Genomic DNA, 18,228 nt, shown 5'->3' on the forward strand with positions numbered 1-18,228 from the left:
GCCGCGATCGCGGCCCCGATGCCCTGGGTGGACCCGGTGACCAAGGCCGTCCGTCCTGTCAGGTCGATACGCATGCATTGCCCTTTCGCAGTAGGCGGGGTGCGACGGCCGGGTGAGTGGCCTGCCATTCCGGTTTTCCCGGCGACAGGCCCGGTCTCCTGGCATGTTCGTGAGCGCCATCATCGTCCGGGCGCAGCGTGGGCGGAGCGAGGCGCGCGGGGGTCAGGGGCCGGCCTCGCAAGGGGCGGCGAGTGACGATCGAGGAGTGGTCACGGGCGGGCGAGTCACGCACGGCCGCCGTCGTTCCGGGGGGACGGTGACCGGAGGCGTGGCGCCTACGGGCCCCGACTGACCATGGGCCAAGTCCGGTTGCTGCCGGTGCCGGTAGGATCGACGCATCGGCCCGTGCGGATTCGAGGGGGCGCTCGCCGGTGGTACTCCAGGTGCGCGGCATCGTACTGCCGGAGCGGGAAGAGCGGTCCTTCTGGATCGACGGGGACCGACTGCGGAGCGAACCGGTCCCCGGCGCGGATCTCGTCGTCGACGGCGGGTGGCTGCTGCCGGGCCTGGTCGACGCCCACACGCACCCGGGCACCGAGAACCTCGATGACCCGTTCAGCGACGAGACGCTCCGCCGGCACCTGACCGATCACCGCGACGCCGGCGTTCTGCTGGTCCGGACCCCCGGGTCCGCTGCGCGGATACCCGGCTGGGTGGACGAGGACCCCCGGCTGCCGCGGGTCCGCTCAGCCGGACGCTGGCTGGCCACGCCGGGCCGTTTCTTCCCCGGCTTCGGGCGTGACGTGAGTGAAGCGGAACTGGTGCGGGCGGCGGTCGAGGAGGCCGAGGCGTCCTCGGGCTGGTGCAAGGTCATCGCCGACTGGAAGCACGACGAACCGGCAGTGCCCCTGGAAGTCCTCACCGCCGTCGTGCAGGCCGTGCACGCGGCCGGCGGCCGCGTGGCCGCCCACTGCCAGACCGCCGAGGGCAGTCGCCACGCCGTTCAGGCAGGCGTGGACAGTCTGGAGCACGGCATGCACCTGGATCCCGGCCTGATCGACCGGATGGCTGCCCAGGGAACCGCGCTCGTGCCGACGCTCAGCGTCTTCGGCGCCGGGGCCGACCGGCGGCGCGCCGAGGAGCCGAGTGCCCGTCGCGACTGGTGGCTGGCCGGCTGGGAAGGCATGCTGCCCAACGTCAGGGCCGCACACGAAGCAGGCGTCACCGTACTGGCAGGCACCGACAGCTTCCCCTGCGGCACCGTGACGTCCGAGGTGGAATGGCTGGTCCGCGCCGGTCTGTCCGCCGAAGCGGCTCTCGGTGCCGCATCATGGGCGGCCAGAGCCTGGCTGGGGCTGCCCGGGCTGGTCGACGGAGGCCCCGCCGACCTCGTCGCCTACGACACCGACCCGACTCTCGACAGCTCGGTTCTGGCCCACCCCGGTCGCATCATCCTGCGCGGCCGAGTGATCACCTGACCCTGTCGGCGTCGGCCTTCCGGCTCTGCGTCCGGTCATTGCGCTTACGCCGCATCATCCTGGTCGCGTACCACGCTGTGCAGACACCCACGCAGGTCTCCTGCGGATCGCGACGGGCGTGTGCCCTGCCTCAGGCGGCGGAGCGGGAGGGGCGGATGTCGTAGGAGATGCGCCCGGCGGGCAGGTAGAAGAGGGCGATCAGCGCGCCGCCCCGCACCTCTGGGTAGTGATGACTGCCCGGCGCCGGCGCGGTCCACCCGGGTCCCTGCCAGCCGCTCGGCCCGGCGAGTTCGGCTCCCGGGTCCACGGGGACCACCAGGTTCAGCTCGCCGTAGGGGTGGGCGTGGTACTGGCCGCGGTAGGGCTCGATGCTGTGCATGTAGACGGCGGTGATGCTGAAGTAGTGGGTGTCGGCCGATGGTTCCGCGATGAGGCTCCGGCGGTACCGCGGGCCGTCCACCTCGATGTTCGCCGCCCAGCCCTCCTCCAGCACACCGACTTGGATCAGGCGCGCGAGATCCCGGTACAGATCGCTGTCGGGGCCGTAGGTGGTGTTGAGCCACGCTTCCAGGTCCTTGCCGGCCGTGCGGTTCCTGACCTCGCCGAGGAACGGGATGCTGCGCTCGACCAGTGCCTGCTTGCTGTCGTTGCCCATGAGGGCGGTCTCCTCTCGTGCGCTCACGCGCACTGTCCCTTCGGGTGCTCCTTGCGCGCCGCTCCGGCACGCCGGCACAGGCGAGTGTGCTTCGGCATTCCATTACAGTCAATATCTGTAATGTATCTCAGTAGTGCGTATCCGGTATGCCGCCGAAGCCTCAGCAGGCAGGAGCGCACTGGACGGCCACGAGCGCCACGTCGTCGTGCAGTCGCCCGTCCGTATGGTGGAGCAGGTCGTCGTGCACCCGCTGGAGGAGGGCTTCCGGATCGCCCTCGGCCGTACGCCAGGGAATGTCCCTTTCGGTGACCGAGTAGAAGGCCCCGGCGCGGTCCCGGGCCTCGGCGAGCCCGTCGGTGTAGAGCAGGAACGCGTCCCCCGGGGCGTACCGGAACTCCTCCTGCCGGTACGTCGCGCGGTCGACGCCGGACAGGCCGAGGGGCGGCGCGGGGACTTGGCCCGTCAGCGCGGTGACGGCGTCGTCACGCACGCGCAGCGGCAGGGGATGTCCGCAGCTGACGAACCTCATGACACCACCGTCGGCAGGAAATTCGACGAGCAGCGCCGTGATGAAGCGCTCCGCCGCATCCGGGTCCGTCTCCGCCGCCTCCGCCACATGACGGCGGACGCTTTCTTCGAGTGCCGCGGCCAGGTCGGGAAGGGTGGGGTGCTGGTGGGCCGCCTCACGGAACGCCCCGAGCACGGCGGCCGCGTCGTCCAGAGCCGCAAGCCCCTTGCCCTTGACGTCCCCGATGAGAAGCCGGGTGCCGTAGCGGGTCTTCGCCGCCGCGTACAGGTCCCCACCGACTTCGGCCAGAGCGTCGGCGGCCCGGTAGACGGAGGCGACCTCCAGGTCCGCGATCCGGCGGGGCAGCGGCCGGAGGACGACGTGCTGTGCCGCCTGGGAGATCGCCCGCAGCCGGCTCGTCTCCCTGCGGTTGCGCTCCCGGGACCGGCAGAAGGCAATGAGGAGCAGTGAGACCACCAGCAGCGTGACCACGTGGACGACGAGGATGGGCGAGCCGAGCAGCCCGTCGCGGATGTCGCAGACCAGTGCGGCCACGAGGGACAGGCCGGCAACGTTCCCCGTCGACAGTGCCGTGGAGACCGCCGCCATCAGGGCTGGCGCGGAGATGAACAGCGACCCCAGATGGACGTCCACGGGCACGACGAGGCCGATCGCCGTCACCGCGAGGACGAGTGCGACCGGGATGGAGACGGCGGGCCACGACCACGGCCGCCGGGGCGCGCCCGCCCCGGGGCCGGTGACGCCCTCGGGGCGAACGGTGGCGAGCAGCGCACGCCCCGCGCCCCCGATCGGGGCGACCACGCCCGCCAGTCGTCGTGGGAACGTGTGCACCATGCCCGCTCTCCTCTCCCGCGGTCCGCGGCCCGGACATCCCGGGCTGATTTCATTACACATTCTTGTTGTAAATAATTCCCGTCCTTGCGTCCGGCGAGCTGGGCCGGTGGGCGGCCGCGCCCACCGGCCCACGGCGCGCTCGTGCCCTACTCGGGCCAGGCGGAGTTCTGGATGACGTCGACGAAGTCGACGCGGCGGAAGCTGGGGACGAAGTGCTCCAGCACATCGGCGTTCACCGTGCCGAACGTGGTGTCGGGTCGGTGCGCGAAGCCGTCCGTGAACGCCTGGAGGATCTGGCGCTTGAAGTCCGGGCGCGGGTGTACGGCGGTGACCTCGTCGATCTCGGCCTGGCTGATGTTCGCCAGGTGCAGGCCGAGCACGTCGGTCTCGACCCCCGCGGTGGTGGCCGCGATCTCCGGGACCATCTTGTACGGCACCTCCGGCGTGGTGTGCAGGGCGATGGCCGTCCACACCGTCTCCGCTTCGGCGCCCGGGATGTCATGGCTGAGCAGGAACGCGCGGGCCTGGTCCGCGCCGTCCATCTCGAACCGCTGGTCGTCACTTCGGTAGGGCGGCACCAGACCGGTGTCGTGGAAGAGCGCCGCGACGTACAGAAGCTCCGGGTCGGGCTGGACACCGAGCGCCCGGGCCTGCAGGCTGCCGAAGAGGTAGACCCGCCGGGAGTGGTGGTAGATCAGCGGCGGAGTGGTGTCGCGGATCAGCTCGGTGGCGTCCTGGACGAGCTTGCTGTCGGGGATCTCGACGCCGGCGATCTTCTCTGACATGACGGCCTCCTCGGCGGGTGGTGTTCGACGTGCTTCCACCTTCCGCCGGGTCCGGCTGCCGCGTCCGCTACCCGATGGCCAACAAGTCCTCGAAAACGGTCACGAGCCCTCGCGGGTGTCCGGTTCCGTCCGTGTCGCGGTGCGGGAACCGGAGCGCGTGGTGGTGAAGCGGTGCTGGTAGCGGGTGGGCGACACACCGAGGTGGCGGGCAAAGGCCCGCCGAAGGCTCTCGTAGCTGGGGAAGCCCGACTTGGAGGCGGCCTCGGTGGCGCTGTGGCCGGCGTCGAGGAGGGCCTTGGCCATGTCGAAGCGGATCAGTTCCACGTACTTCATCGGCGTGGTGTCCAGTTCGGCGCGGAACATGCGGGTCAGGTGCCGAGGGCTGACCCGGACCCGCTCGGCCAGCGCGTCCAGGCTGTGGTCGGCCGCCGGATCGGCCTGCACCATGTCCTGGATCAGCCGCAGCACGGGCGTCCGCGGGGCGGGGCCCTGGAGCGAGGCGGAGAACTGCGACTGCCCGCCTGACCGCTGCATGTACACCACCAGTGAGCGGGCGACGTTCCGGGTCAGGTCAGGGCCGTGATCCTCTTCCAGCAGGGCCAGTGCGAGGTCGATGCCTGCGGTGACGCCCGCCGATGTGTAGGTCGTGCCGTCCTTGACGTAGATGGCGTCGGGCTCCACACGCATCGACGGATGGCTGCGCGCCAGCATCGTCGTGTGCTGCCAGTGCGTCGTCGCCCGCTTGCCCTCCAGCAAGCCGGCCGCCCCCAGGATGAACGCCCCCGTGCAGATCGACGCGACGCGTCCGGCCCTGTCCGCGAGTCTCTTGGCGGCCGCGCTCAGGCCCGGGTCGACGGGACGGCCCGGCAACAGGTCGCCGCCCGGGACCAGCACGGTTTCGAACGCCGGGGCCGAGTCCGCGTCCGTGTCCACCGGGACCTGCAGACCGATCGAGGTGCGCACCGGCTTGCCGCTCACCGAGACGACGGTCAGCCGGTAGTCGGCTCCGTACCGGTTGGCCTCGCTGAAGACCTCCGCCGGCCCGGAGAGGTCGAGCATCTTCATGTCGTCGAAGACGAGAACGCCCACGCTGTGTGCCTTCGGTGCCACTCGCCTCTCCCCTGCCCTTGGACCGGTCCCACAGACCAGTCTGCATACGCCACGGGCGAAGGCGCTGCCCGGCAGCGCCTTCGCCCGTCGGTTTCGGGAAGGCCCTACTCGCGGCCACCCAGCGAATCCTGCGAGACCGTGTCCCGGCCCTGATCGGGGACCTGCCCGGAAGCGAGGGATCCGCCGCCCGTGCCGAGTGCCGGTTCCTGCGCCCGGTCACCGTGCCCCGGCCACCACGCCGCATGGCCGATCAGCGCGGTGAGGCTCGGGGTGAAGAACATCGCCATCACGAAGGCGGCGACGGCGATGCCGAAGGACACCGCGAAGCCCATCTCCGTCAGCAGCGAGTTGCCCGCCAGCATCATCGTGGCGAAGGTCGCCGCCAGGATGAAGCCCGCCGCGGCCACGGTCGGCCCGGCGTGCCTGAGCGCCATGCCGGCCGCCTCGCGCGGCTCGCGGCCCTCGCGGGCCTCCTCGCGGAGCCGGGCGATCATGAGGATGTTGTAGTCGGTGCCGATGGCGACCACGAAGAGATACATGATCACCGGGAGCATGAACATCAGACCCGAGTGTCCCTGCCCGTCCTGGAAGATCCACACGGTGGCGCCGAGGGTGGCGCCGAAGCCGAGACCCACCGAGGCCATCAGGTACCAGGGGGCGACCACGCTGCGCAGCAGCAGTCCCAGGATGACCATGATCAGCACGGCCGCGACGGGGAAGACCGTCCGGTAGTCGTGGTTGACCGCGGCGTTGATGTCCTTGTAGATCGACGACATGCCGCCCACGAGGGCTTCGGTGCCTTCGGGTGCGCCGGAGTGCGCCACGTCGCGCACCTTGCCCACGGCTTCGATCGCCTTGTCCGTCGACGCCTCGTAGTTGAGCGTGACGGTGAAGTCCGCCGTGGTGCCGTCCTTGTTCAGCTGGGTCATCCGGGCAGTCGCGACCCCGTCCACGGCGCCGAGCCGCTTCGCGTAGGCGTCGAAGGCGGACTTGTCCAGCGCCTTGCCGTCGGTGCTGGTCAGGTAGACGTCGGTGGGTGCGGCGGCGCCCGCCGAGTAGGCCTTCTGCATCTCGTCCTGGACGACCATGGACTCCTTGGTCTTCGGCATCGAGCCGGACGCCAGGTCGAACGTGGCCTTGTAGCCGATCGTGCCGAGCGACAGCACGATCAGGACCAGGCCGGACACCGCGGCGGTCAGCGCCGGGCGGCGCCGCACGCCGCGACCGAGGGCGGCGAAGCGGGCGTTCTCCGGTTCCCGCTGCCAGGACTTGGAGGGCCAGAAGACCTTCGGCCCGATGAGCGAGACCACGGCCGGGATCAGGGTGAGGCCCGCGACCAGGGTGGCGGCGACCGCGATGGCCAGCGCCGGGCCCATCTGCTTGAGGAAGCCGAGCGTGGACAGCACCAGCGCGAGGAAGGCGATGATGACCGCGCCGGCGGCCGAGGCGATGGCCTCGCCGACCCGGTCGACCGCGTTGACCATGGCCTGCTTGGGCTCGTCGCCTGCGCGCAGACGTTCGCGGTAACGGAACATCAGGAACAGGAAGTAGTCCGTGCCCACGCCGAACAGCACGACGATCAGGATCGACGAGATCGAGCTGTTGGCCTGCAGGTCGAACAGCTTGGTGGCGTACGCGATCAGCCCGTTGGCGATGGCGGACACCAGGCCGATGAGGACCAGGGGCAGTACGGCCAGGATCGGCGCGCGGAAGATGATCAGCAGGGTCACCAGGATGATCGCGAAAGTGCCGATTCCGATCAGTGCCTGGCCGCGCTTGGACGAGTCCTGCTGGTCGAGGGCCTGCGCGGCGGAACCGCCGAGCTTGACGTCGAGATGCGTGCCCTTGGACAGTTGCTTGATGTCCTCGCGCAGCACCTTGGCCGCGTCGGCCTGTTTGGGCTGGCCGGCGTTCTTGCTGTCCATCTGAACCAGAGTCAGGTCATACCTGCCGTCCTTGGACGGCGGGCCGGGGACGACCTTCTGCACCTGGTCGATGTTCTTCTTGCCCAGTTCTGAGGTGATCCGGGCGATGTCCTGCTTGTCCGAGGCGGTCAGCTTGCCGCCGTCGGTGCGCTGGTACAGCGCGATCGCGGACGGGGTGAAGGCGCTGGGGAACGCCTTCTGCTGCAGGTCCGCGGCTTTGATGGACTCATAACTCTTGGGCAGGAAACTGCTCTCGTCGCTGTTCGAGGGCAGGCTCGGGGCGGTGGCGACGATCGCCACCGCCGCGATCAGCCATGCCACGATCGTCCAGACGGGATGTCGGACGACTGTGTTGCCAATTCGTCGGAACATGCGGAAGGTCCTCCAGGAACGGAAGATCACCGCAGCCCGGGGAGCGGACCCTGGCATCGGCGACCTCGACCGGCACGCACGAGTCGGGCCGGTCGCATGGTTGTCTCGGGATCCGATCGTAGTGACCGGACGCGAAGATCATTTCACCAGGCCTCCGTAGACGTGAGAAGTCGTTTTCCCTTCCCTCACAACGCCGATGCGACTGCGCCGGAAGGAGACCCGACGGAGATGCAGGACTCCGGGTCCCTCCGTCTGCCGCCCCGGTCGCCCGCCGGCGACTCGATCGGCGTACGGAAGGGCCGACACGCTCGTCCGGTGGGGCCGTTCCGGTGGAAGATGTCCGATCGACCAGCCGACACGAAGGGCCGGGGCCGATGAACGGTGACATCGCGACGCAGGCACCGTGCTTCCTCACCGAACTTCTGTTCGCGATGACCACGCACCGCTCTCGGAGACACCACCATGAACGTCTCGGTAGTCCTGTTCACCGCGGACCTGCGCCTGCACGACCACCCGCCGGTGCGCGCCGCCCTCGACAGTTCCCCGCAGGTGGTACCGCTGTTCGTGCGCGACCGGGCCGTGGATGCGGCCGGATTCGCCGCTCCCAACCGGCTGGCCTTCCTCAGCGACTGCCTGCACGACCTCGACACCGCACTGCGCCGGTGCGGGGGCCGGCTCGTCCTGCGCTCCGGTGATCTGGTCGAGGAGGTGTGCCGGGTGGCCATCGAGGCGGACGCCGACGATGTCCATCTCTCGGCCGACGTCAGCGCGCACGCCCACCGGCGCGAGGAGCGCCTGCGTCGCGCCCTGGAGGCCGACGGGCGGCGGCTGCACGTGCACGACGCGGTGACCACGGCGGTCGCGCCGGGCACGGTGACTCCCGCTTCCTCGGACCACTTCGCCGTGTTCACCCCGTACTTCCGGAAGTGGTCGCCGGAGCGGCTGCGCCATCCGCTGGCCGCGCCCAGGACCGTGCGCGTGCCGGAGGGCCTCGGCTCGGAGGAACTCCCCTCCCGTGCGGCCCTGACGGGACTGTCGCAAGGGCTGGCGCGGGGCGGCGAGACCGAGGGCCGCAAGCGGTTGGCCGCCTGGCTGCGCGCCGGTGTCGCCGACTACGAGGACCGGCACGACGACCTGGCCGGCGACGCCACGTCCCGCCTCTCCCCACACCTTCACTTCGGCACCCTGTCCCCGGCTGAACTCGTCCAGCGGGCCCGGCGGACGGGCTGGCCTGGCGCCGAGGCGTTCGTGCGCCAGCTCGCGTGGCGCGACTTCCACCGGCAGGTGCTGGCAGCCCGGCCCGAGGCGGCCTGGGCCGACTACCGGGACAGGCACGACCGCTGGCGCTCGGAGCGGGACGCACGGCACGACATCGAGGCATGGCGGGAGGGCCGCACCGGCTTTCCGATCATCGACGCGGCGATGCGCCAACTGCTGTACGAGGGCTGGATGCACAACCGCGGCCGCCTGCTGGCCGGCAGCTTCCTGACCAAGACCCTGTACGTCGACTGGCGTGTCGGCGCCCGGCACTTCCTGGACCTGCTGGTCGACGGCGACCTCGCCAACAACCAGCTCAACTGGCAGTGGGTGGCGGGCACCGGCACGGACACCCGCCCCAACCGGGTGCTCAACCCCCTGACCCAGGCCAAGCGGTACGACCCGGACGGGACATACGTGCGCCGATGGGTCCCCGAGCTCCGGGATCTCGCGGGACCCGAGGTGCACCAGCCATGGAAACTGGACGGCCCCGAGCGGGCTGCGCTCCGGTACCCGGAGCCGATCGTGGACCTGTCCGAGGGACTGGCACGCTTCCGGGACGCCCGCGCCCTGCGCTGACCCGCCGCGCGGGTGCGGGCGGCCGGCCGTCGTCACGTGGTGCGTGAGCCCAGTGCCCAACTCGCTTGTTTCACGCCTTACTTCACCCCTTGACGGAACTGGTCTGGACCTTTAGATTCACCGGTCAGTCGTGGCGCCAGGAGCGCGTTCTCCATACACGAGGTGAACACGCTCCCGAGTGCCTCCCACCCCCACGAAAGGCCGCAACCCCCATGGCCAGAGCTCTCCCCAGGTCGGCCCTCGCCACCGCCTCCCTCGCCGTTCTGTCCGTCTCCGCCGGCCTGGTGGCCGCCTCGCCCGCCCAGGCCGCGACCGGCGCCATCACCGGACTCGCCGGCAAGTGCCTCGACGTCGCCGGGGCCGACTCCGCCGACGGCACCCCCGTCCAGCTCTACGACTGCAACGGCACCGCCGCCCAGCAGTGGACCGTCGGCACCGACGGCACGATCCGCGCCCTCGGCAAGTGCCTGGACGTGACGGGCAACTCCACCGCGGACGGCGCCAAGGTGCAGCTGTGGAGCTGTACCGGCGGGGCCAACCAGAAGTGGACCGTCACCTCCGCCCACGACATCGTCAACCCGCAGGCGAACAAGTGCCTGGACGTCACCGACAACAACTCCGCCAACGGCACCCGCATACAGATCTGGAGCTGCAGCGGCGGCTCCAACCAGAAGTGGACCGCGCCCGCCGCCGGCGGCAGCGCCCCCGCCGCGCCGATGGCCGTGGCGCCGTACCTCTACAACGGCTGGGGCAACCCACCCGACCCGAGCACGATCACCCGGGCCACCGGGGTGAAGTGGTTCACCCTCGCCTTCGTGCTCAGCAACGGTTACTGCAACCCGCAGTGGGACGGCAGCCGCCCGCTCGCCGGCGGCGTCGACCAGCAGACCGTCAACACCGTGCGGGCCGGCGGCGGTGACGTGATCCCGTCGTTCGGCGGCTACAGCGGCAACAAACTGGAGAGCTCCTGCTCCAGCGCGAGCGAACTCGCCGGCGCCTACCAGAAGGTCGTCAACGCCTACGGACTGAAGGCCATCGACATCGACATCGAGGCCGACGCCTACAGCAACGGCACCGTGCAGCAGCGCACCGTGGACGCGCTGAAGACCGTCAAGGCCGGCAATCCGGGCCTGAAGGTGTACGTCACCATCGGCACCGGACAGAGCGGACCCGACACGAGCCTCATCAACCGGGCGGCCGCCTCGGGCCTGACCGTCGACGCCTGGACCATCATGCCCTTCGACTTCGGCGGCGCGGGCCAGAACATGGGCAACCTCACCGTGCGGGCCGCCGACGGCCTGAAGAACGCGCTGAAGAACGCGTACCACTACAGCGACGACCAGGCCTACCGGGACATGGGCATCTCGTCGATGAACGGCGTCACCGACCAGAACGAGGTCGTCACGGTCAACGACTTCCGCACCATGCTCGCCTACGCCCAGCAGCACCACCTGGCTCGACTGACCTTCTGGTCCGCCAACCGCGACCGGCCGTGCACCGGCGGCCCCGCCGACAGCTGCTCCGGGGTGAGCCAGTCCGACTGGGACTACACCCGCGTCTTCGCCGCGTACACCGGCTGAGCCGCGACCGCGGCCGGCTCGAAGCGGCGCCGACCGCGGACAGGAAGCTGCCGTTCGACGCGGGCACGACCGACCCGCCCTCTCCGCCGGAGGCCGGGCCGGCCGGCTCCTCTGCCTCCCACACAGCCGGCCCGGCCTCCCTCCACGACGTCCACGTCCGCACCGTCGGTGCGGGCGCGGGCAGGCATGGCGGCGGGTGCCCCTGCCGGCAGGGGGCACCGGCCGCCGCGTCTTAGACGACCGACGTCCTCGGCGAGCACAGACACCCGTCCAACTCGCCTGCGGACGTGGCCGATCGACCGGCTCCCCGTGTCCGGTGCCGGACACTTCCGCCCCGTTGACACCCGTGAAACGGCGCACATACGCTCACCCAGAACTTCGAACAACATTCGATATGTCGAACGATCGTAGGGAACCGGCGCTCCACAGGGCCTCCACCGGCGTGCGTCTCGCGCCGTCGCGGCTCTGCCGGCTCTCGTCCCGCGCCCGCACCGCACGTACCCGTCGGAACGTCATGCCGTGTCCCGGCCCGGCCCCCGTGCCGCTCACGTCTGCCCGCAGGCCTGCGCCGGACCGCCGTGGCTTCCGCCGCCCCAGAGGAGACCGCCATGCCCGAACTCCCGCGCCGCGACCTTCTGCGGCTGACCGCACTCGCCACCGCGATCCCGGCGTTCCAGGCCATGTTCCCGGCGGCGGCCGGAGCAGCGACACGCACGGCACCAGAGGCGTCAGGCACGGCGGGCGCGCCCACGGCGGCCGCCGCAGCCCCGGGCATGCCCGCGCCCTCGTCCTGGGTCGTCAAACCGTTCGACAACACCCGGGTGAGGCTGGATTCGAGCCTGTTCACCGACAACCGCGACCGGGTGCTGAACTTCCTGCGCGCCTACCCGGCCGACCGCATGCTCGCCGTCTTCCGCACCAACGCCGGGCTCGACACCCGCGGAGCCCAGCCGCCCGGTGGCTGGGAGACCGCGGACGGCAACCTCCGGGGCCACTACGCCGGGCACTTCCTCAGCGCCCTCGGTCTGGCGTACGCCGGCACCGGCGACAGCGCCTTCAAGGAGAAGGCCGACTACATGGTCACCGCACTCGGCGAGTGCCAGGACGCCCTCGCCGCCCTGGTCGGGACGGACGACCCCGGCGCGCCGAGCCACGTCGGCTACCTGGCCGCCTATCCCGAGACGCAGTTCATCCTGCTGGAGCAGTACGCGACCTATCCCAAGATCTGGGCCCCCTGGTACACCTGCCACATGATCATGCGCGGGCTGCTCGACGCCCACCAGCACGCGGGCAACGAGCAGGCGCTGGGCATCGCGCTGGGCATGGGCGACTGGGCGTACAGCCGGCTCGGCCACCTGCCGAGAACCCAGCTCGACCGGATGTGGAAGATCTACATCGCCGGTGAGTACAACGCGATGCCCGTGGTCATGGCCGATCTCTACGCCCTCACCGGCGACGAGAAGTACCTGACGACCGCCAAGTGCTTCGACAACACCTACCTGTTCGAGGCCGCGGTGGCGAACAAGGACACGCTCGACGGGGAGCACGCCAACCAGCACATCCCGCAGTACCAGGGCTACCTGGAGATCTACGAACAGACCGGGGAGCAGCAGTACTTCACCGCGGCCCAGAACTTCTGGGACATGGTCGTACCGCACCGCACGTACGTCGACGGCGGCATGGCCGGCTCGGGAGAGATCTTCGGCGCGCGGGACGTTATCGCCAGGACCATCCAGCAGAGCAACGCCGAGACCTGCTGCGTCTACAACATGCTCAAGCTGAGCAGGAGCCTGTTCTTCCACACCGCGGACCCGAAGTACATGCAGTACTACGAGCGGGCCCTGTACGGTCAGATCCTCGCCTCGCGACGGAACACGTCGAGCGACACCAACCCCCTGCTCACCTACTTCGTGCCCGTGAATCCGGGCGCCCACCGGTCCTACGGCAACCTCGGCACCTGCTGCGGCGGCACCGGCCTCGAAACCCACGCGAAGTTCCAGGACTCCGTCTACTTCAGCTCCGCGGACGGCTCCACCCTCTATGTGAACCTCTATCTCCCGTCCGCCCTCGACTGGCGGGAGCGCGGGCTGACCATCACCCAGTCCACCGGCTACCCGACCGACCCGTCCGGCACCAGCACCCTGACCGTCACCGGTGAGGGACACTTCGACCTCAGGCTGCGGGTGCCGTACTGGGCCGAGCGCGGCTTCACCGTCCGGCTCAACGGCGTTCGACAGCAGGTCCGCGCCATGCCCGGCGCCTATGTCTCGCTCAGCCGGCAGTGGCGGACCGGGGACAAGGTGGAGATCGCCGCGCCCTTCACCCTGCGCGTCGAGCGCGCGCTGGACGACCCCGCCACCCAGGCCGTCGCCTACGGCCCCGTGCCCTTGGTGATCCGGAGTTCCGAGACGGCGTACCAGAACCTGACCCTGTACCGGGACTACCCCCTCAGCCGCGACCTGAGCCGGGCCATACGCCCCACCGGAGAGCCGATGACGTTCACCACCAACGGCCTGACCCTGGTGCCCTTCTACATCGACAACACCGATGGCTACCACATGTACTTCAAGCGCGCCGAACCCGAGATCGTCTTCGGGGACACCGCCACCGGCATCGAGAACCGCCCTGGCGCCGACGGCCTGACGTTCCTCGACGAAGTCTGGGACCAGGGGCCGTTCGAGAACTCGGGTGGCCTGGTGCGCGCGGTCACCAAGGTCGCCGACGCGAGGACGGAGAGCGGGGAGTTGACGGCACGCCGGCGCAGCACGCTGATCGAGGCGGCGGCCCGAGCGCATCTCCCCGCCTGACCCCGTGCGCACGCGTGCGCTGTGTCCGTGACTGTCCATGACGAAATTGTCGGAGGGTGACCGGACGGACAGTGTCTCGGTGACGTCCGACCGGACCTACCGGAGGGCGGCGTCCGGCGGGCGCTCCCGCAGGGCGCCGTACCCGAAGAAGTACGCGGGGACCCGGCGGGCCAGGGCGGACCCGGCGAGGATGCCCGCGATCCGCCGGGCCCCCTCCGCGCTGCCGAGGGGCTGGCGCCCGCGCAGGACGGGAGCGATGAAGCCGGCGTGAGCCATGCGCTGGAGCTCCTGCGTCGCCACGGTGGTGGGACGCCGGCGGCGCTGCACACCGCGCACGTCGGCCAGGCCCACGCTCTCGCTGCGCAGCGGCTCGACCAGGTACCGGGCGGCGGCGACGGCGTCCTGCACGGCGAGGTTGATACCGATGCCGAAGATCGGGGACATCGCGTGTGCGGCGTCGCCGATGCAGAGCAGGCCGGGGCGGTGCCAGCGGCGCAGGCGGTCCAGGCGCACCTCGAGGAGCTTGACCTCCTCCCATGAGCGCAGCGCCTGGGTGCGGTCCGCGATCCAGGGGACGGCGGCCGCGCAGTCGGCCATGAAGCGGTCGAGGCCTGCGGCGCGGCGTGCGGCGTCGCTGCCCTTGGGGATGAACCCGGCGCACTGCCAGTAGTCGCCGCGGTCGATCATCGCGGTCAGGAAGCGGTCGCCCGCGGCGCCGACGAGTCCGCTCGGGTCGTGCTCGTGCCGCGGGAGGCGGAACCACCAGACGTCCATCGGGCAGTCGAAGTGGCGCAGTCCCAGCTCCGGGCGGGAGCGGGCCAGTGAACCGCGGCCGTCGCAGGCCACCGTGAGGTGGGCGCGCAGGTCGCCGGTGCCGCCGTCGGCGGTGCGGTAGCGCACCCCGGTGACCCGCCCGTGTTCGAGCAGGAAGGAGGTCGCCTCGGTGCTCATCCGCAGCTGGAAGGCGGGCTCGCGCCCGGCCTCCTCGGCGAGCAGGTCCAGCAGGTCCCACTGCGGCACCATCGCCACATAGTTGTACCGCCCGCGCAGCAAGCCGAGGTCCGCGACCGTCACCATCGACCGGTCGGTCCCGACGGGCAGCCTGACCGTGCGCACCCGGCGCTGGGGCAGCTGGGCGAAGCGCTGGGCCAGACCCAGGTCGTCCAGCAGCACCAGCGTCGAGGGGTGCACGGTGTCGCCGCGGAAATCGCGCAGGAAGTCGCCGTGCTTCTCCAGCACCGTCACGTCGATGCCGGCCCTGGCCAGCAACAGGGCGAGCACCATACCCGCAGGGCCGCCTCCCACCACACAGCACGTGGTTCGCTCCATCACAGCCCTGCCCTTCCGGAGAGCGGTAATTCATCACACAGTGAAATATTACTCCCCCGGTCGGCGGCCTGCTCGGGGCCCGGTTTCCCGGCGTCGGCCCTTCGGCTCGACCGGACCCGGCCGGCGCGCCCTCAGTGTCCCTTGACCTCGTCGACGTCCAGACCGCGGTCCACGCCATGCGGGACGACGTTCTGCCCGGGCTCGAGAAGCAGGCGCCCACCGTCGAGAAGGACCTCGACCTTGTCCGCTTCGAAGGACACCAGATCGCTGATCCGGTCGACCTCCCGATAGGCGTCGCGGTACGACCAGGCCGCGCGCCGCGCGTCGCCGATGTCGTAGTAGTCGCACACTCCTTTGTAGGGGCAGAACGTCTGCCCCTGGACCGGGCGCAGCCGGGGCTCGTCGATGTCGGCGCGCGGGACGTACCAGCGCGGGGCGAATCCCGACTCGTACAGCACGACGGGCCGCTCCGAGCGGGCGATCACGGTGTCGCCGAGGCGGACTTCCAGGGTGCGGGAGGTGGTGCGGATGTCGATGCGGTGGTAGGGGTCCGCGGCGTGCCCCAGGATGCGTTCGTCCTCTTCGAAGTAGGCGTCCATGGCCCGCCAGGCGAAGGCGATGCGGCTCTGGAGTACGGCGGCGTGGCCGGGCAGCGCGGTGAACTCCCAGGCGGCGCGTTCAGTGGTGCGGTCACCGGCTCGCACGGCGTACCAGGCGGTGTCGCCGAGGTCCTTGTGGTGGGTGGCCTTGCCGCTCGGGACCAGGGCCCGCTCTTCGACGTCCTCGCGGGGGAAGTAGGCGACGGGGTAGCGGCCCGGCTCGTGCAGGAGGATGACGTTCTCGCTGTCGGCGATCCACGCGCCGTCGAACTTCACGCGCATACGACGGCGCAGGCGCTCGGCGAACAGCAGCCGTTCGGGCAGGGGTTCTGGAGTGAGGAAGTGTCCGACGGCGCCTGTGGAGAGGGGGCCTTGTTGCCAGGACAGTCCCATGGCGGTTCCTTCCGGGTGCGGGGTGCGCGCTGTTCCGGCGCCGTGTGCGGCGCGCACGGACTGCGCGTCAGGTCAGGACGCGGGCGAAGAAGTCGCGGATGCGCTCGGTGATGGTCTCCAGATGGCTCTCGAGAGCGAAGTGCCCGGACTCGATCAGGTGGATCTCGGCGTTGGGCAGGTCCTGTCGGAACGCCTCCGCACCCGCGGGGCCGAAGATCTCGTCATTGGCGCCCCAGACCGCGAGCAGCGGGACCCGGGAATCGCGGAAGTACCGGTGGACCCGCGGATAGAGGTCCACGTTGGTGGGGTAGTCGCGGAAAAGCCTGAGCTGGATCTCGTCGTTGCCGGGCCGGTCCAGCAGTGCCTGGTCGTGGACCCAGTTGTCCGGGCTGACCAGGCTGGGATCGTCGACTCCGTTGACGTACTGCCAGCGGGTGATCTCGGGGGTCAGGGCGCCGCGCACGGGGGCGTCGGTGTCGGGTCCGGGCGACTTGGCGTAGGCGAAGACCCCGTCCCAGAAGGGCTTGACGAAGCCCTCTTCGTAGGCGTTGCCGTTCTGGGTGACGATCGCGGTGACACGCTCCGGGTGCTGGAGCGCGAGCCGCCAGCCGATGGGGGCGCCGTAGTCCTGCACGTACATCGCGAACCTGTCGACGCCGAGCCGCCCCAGCAGGCCGGAGGTGATCTCGGTGAGCGCGTCGAAGGTGTACGGGAAGTCCTCCGGGGTGGGCATGGCGGACTGGCCGAACCCGATGTGGTCGGGGGCGATCACGCGGTACCGGTCGGCGAGCGCCGGGATCAGGTGGCGGAACATGTGCGAGCTGGTCGGGAAGCCGTGGAGGAGCACGACAGCGGGTGCCGCCGGATCGCCGGCCTCCCGGTAGAAGACCTCGAGGCTGTCGACGGTGGTGGTGCGGTGGTGGACTGCGGAGGTCATCGCCCTCACCCTAACCCCTCTAAGGACTATCACTAGTTATACACCAGGTCAGCATGGTCGATCTAACCTGTCAAGATGCTTTTGGCGGCTAGGTAACGATCTCGATCGGGCACCGGGCGTACCCGATCGGCGAACGCCGGCCCCCTCTCAAGCCTCCGTCCGCGGGCGGACGTCGGCCAGCGCGCCGCCCTCCGCCGATGTTCGGTGGCCCGCCGCGCAAGCCCTATGACGGCAGGGCGCCGCTACCGAGGGGCCCGCGGCCGGTGACGGCGGCGCTTCGCCTCGGCGATCTCGCCCGCGATGGGAAGCCAGTAGTAGACGATGAAGGCGGCGATCACGGCCATGCCGAGGACGGGAAGCAGAGCGCCGAGCAGGATGCCGGTGGCGAGCCAGACCAGGGCGAGCCGGAAACGCCGGCCGACCGCTGCCACGCCTGCCGCATCGATGGTGGCCGTGAGCAGCCGCCGGTCGTGGCGGACGTAACCCCAGATGACGTTGAACAGAAGGGCCAGGAGTTCGAAGGCGCCGGCATGCAGGACGACGGCGGTGCGCTGCCCGTGTCCGTCGCGGAACGCCTCCGCCAGCACGGCGGCGGCGAACGGCAGGAACGCGACGTCCATCAGCAGCACGGTGTTGAGGAAGAGCACCACCCGATCGGCGCTGCGGATGTGGTCGAACATGAGGTGATGGTTCGCCCACACCTGCCCGATGAGCAGGAAGGTGAGGACGTAGGCCAGGTAGGACGGCCAGAGCGCGGCGAGGCCGTGCCACAGCCGGCGGGAGTCGTGCGGCGGGTGGATCTCCAGGACGAGCAACGTGATCGCGATGGCGATGACGCCGTCGCTGAACGCGACCACCCGGCCGGGATCGCGCTCCACGCCGAACGACGTCGCCCCTCCTCGTGGTGCCACCGGGCCGTGAACAGGCTCTGTCATCGCCCCAGCCTCCAGCACCGCACGCCCCTGCGGGCGCAACCGGGGAGCGTGTCCGGTGACGCGATGAGCAGCAAGCATCGTGATCGCGAAACCGCCGCGCCACCGGCACCGACACGGACACCGA

Annotated in this window: 13 protein-coding genes and 1 pseudogene; 4 read left to right on the forward strand and 10 right to left on the reverse strand. The window is 70.3% G+C overall.

Features of this window, described 5'->3' with window-relative positions; all coding sequences use genetic code 11:
• Positions 1 to 128, reverse strand: a pseudogene (locus tag BZY54_RS55330) (oxidoreductase); the annotation flags it as partial.
• A 324-nt stretch (positions 129 to 452) separates the two neighbouring features.
• On the opposite strand from BZY54_RS55330, the gene BZY54_RS08610 reads away from it, so the two are divergent.
• Positions 453 to 1,478 carry an amidohydrolase family protein gene (locus tag BZY54_RS08610; RefSeq protein WP_086724218.1) on the forward strand — a complete coding sequence of 342 codons (1,026 nt, stop codon included), beginning with the start codon at positions 453 to 455 and terminating at the stop codon, positions 1,476 to 1,478.
• Between the two features lie 130 nt (positions 1,479 to 1,608).
• Here BZY54_RS08610 and BZY54_RS08615 read toward each other — a convergent pair whose 3' ends face one another.
• The 5 genes from BZY54_RS08615 to BZY54_RS08635 form a co-directional block, all read right to left on the reverse strand.
• Entirely contained in the window at positions 1,609 to 2,160 is a 552-nt protein-coding gene (locus BZY54_RS08615) for a DUF4863 family protein (protein ID WP_244217036.1), read from the reverse strand.
• 133 nt (positions 2,161 to 2,293) lie between these two features.
• Positions 2,294 to 3,496, reverse strand: a complete 1,203-nt coding sequence (locus tag BZY54_RS08620; RefSeq protein WP_086724187.1) for a PP2C family protein-serine/threonine phosphatase — start codon at positions 3,494 to 3,496, stop codon at positions 2,294 to 2,296.
• A 146-nt stretch (positions 3,497 to 3,642) separates the two neighbouring features.
• The gene (locus BZY54_RS08625; protein WP_086724189.1) at positions 3,643 to 4,281 is read right to left on the reverse strand and encodes an HD domain-containing protein; all 639 of its coding nucleotides are present in this window, start codon (positions 4,279 to 4,281) and stop codon (positions 3,643 to 3,645) included.
• Between the two features lie 99 nt (positions 4,282 to 4,380).
• Complete coding sequence (locus BZY54_RS08630; protein WP_279634672.1) at positions 4,381 to 5,391, reverse strand: GlxA family transcriptional regulator; 1,011 nt, start codon at positions 5,389 to 5,391, stop codon at positions 4,381 to 4,383.
• Positions 5,392 to 5,495: 104 nt separating this feature from the next.
• Positions 5,496 to 7,688, reverse strand: a complete 2,193-nt coding sequence (locus BZY54_RS08635) for an MMPL family transporter (protein ID WP_086724191.1) — start codon at positions 7,686 to 7,688, stop codon at positions 5,496 to 5,498.
• Positions 7,689 to 8,150: 462 nt separating this feature from the next.
• Between BZY54_RS08635 and BZY54_RS08640 the strand changes: the two genes are divergently transcribed.
• The 3 genes from BZY54_RS08640 to BZY54_RS08650 all read left to right on the forward strand — a co-directional run bounded on the left by BZY54_RS08640 (position 8,151) and on the right by BZY54_RS08650 (position 13,911).
• Positions 8,151 to 9,524 carry a cryptochrome/photolyase family protein gene (locus BZY54_RS08640; protein WP_086724193.1) on the forward strand — a complete coding sequence of 458 codons (1,374 nt, stop codon included), beginning with the start codon at positions 8,151 to 8,153 and terminating at the stop codon, positions 9,522 to 9,524.
• A 212-nt stretch (positions 9,525 to 9,736) separates the two neighbouring features.
• Entirely contained in the window at positions 9,737 to 11,104 is a 1,368-nt protein-coding gene (locus BZY54_RS08645) for a lectin (protein WP_086724194.1), read from the forward strand.
• A 608-nt stretch (positions 11,105 to 11,712) separates the two neighbouring features.
• Positions 11,713 to 13,911 (forward strand): glycoside hydrolase family 127 protein, encoded by a 2,199-nt coding sequence (locus tag BZY54_RS08650; protein ID WP_244217037.1) that lies wholly within the window; start codon positions 11,713 to 11,715, stop codon positions 13,909 to 13,911.
• Positions 13,912 to 14,007: 96 nt separating this feature from the next.
• Here the strand turns inward: BZY54_RS08650 and BZY54_RS08655 are convergent, their stop codons facing one another.
• The 4 genes from BZY54_RS08655 to BZY54_RS52900 all read right to left on the reverse strand — a co-directional run bounded on the left by BZY54_RS08655 (position 14,008) and on the right by BZY54_RS52900 (position 18,104).
• Positions 14,008 to 15,240, reverse strand: coding sequence for an FAD-dependent oxidoreductase (locus tag BZY54_RS08655; RefSeq protein WP_086724195.1), 1,233 nt, complete (start codon positions 15,238 to 15,240; stop codon positions 14,008 to 14,010).
• A 131-nt stretch (positions 15,241 to 15,371) separates the two neighbouring features.
• Positions 15,372 to 16,232 carry a DUF427 domain-containing protein gene (locus BZY54_RS08660; protein ID WP_086724197.1) on the reverse strand — a complete coding sequence of 287 codons (861 nt, stop codon included), beginning with the start codon at positions 16,230 to 16,232 and terminating at the stop codon, positions 15,372 to 15,374.
• Between the two features lie 67 nt (positions 16,233 to 16,299).
• Positions 16,300 to 17,169: an alpha/beta fold hydrolase gene (locus BZY54_RS08665; RefSeq protein WP_086724199.1), complete on the reverse strand. Its 870-nt coding sequence runs from the start codon at positions 17,167 to 17,169 to the stop codon at positions 16,300 to 16,302.
• 242 nt (positions 17,170 to 17,411) lie between these two features.
• Entirely contained in the window at positions 17,412 to 18,104 is a 693-nt protein-coding gene (locus BZY54_RS52900; RefSeq protein ID WP_244217038.1) for a TMEM175 family protein, read from the reverse strand.
• Between the last annotated feature and the right edge of the window lie 124 nt (positions 18,105 to 18,228).

Origin of the sequence: Streptomyces carpinensis, from assembly GCF_002154505.1 — a bacterium.
In the GTDB taxonomy this organism is placed as follows: domain Bacteria; phylum Actinomycetota; class Actinomycetes; order Streptomycetales; family Streptomycetaceae; genus Streptomyces; species Streptomyces carpinensis.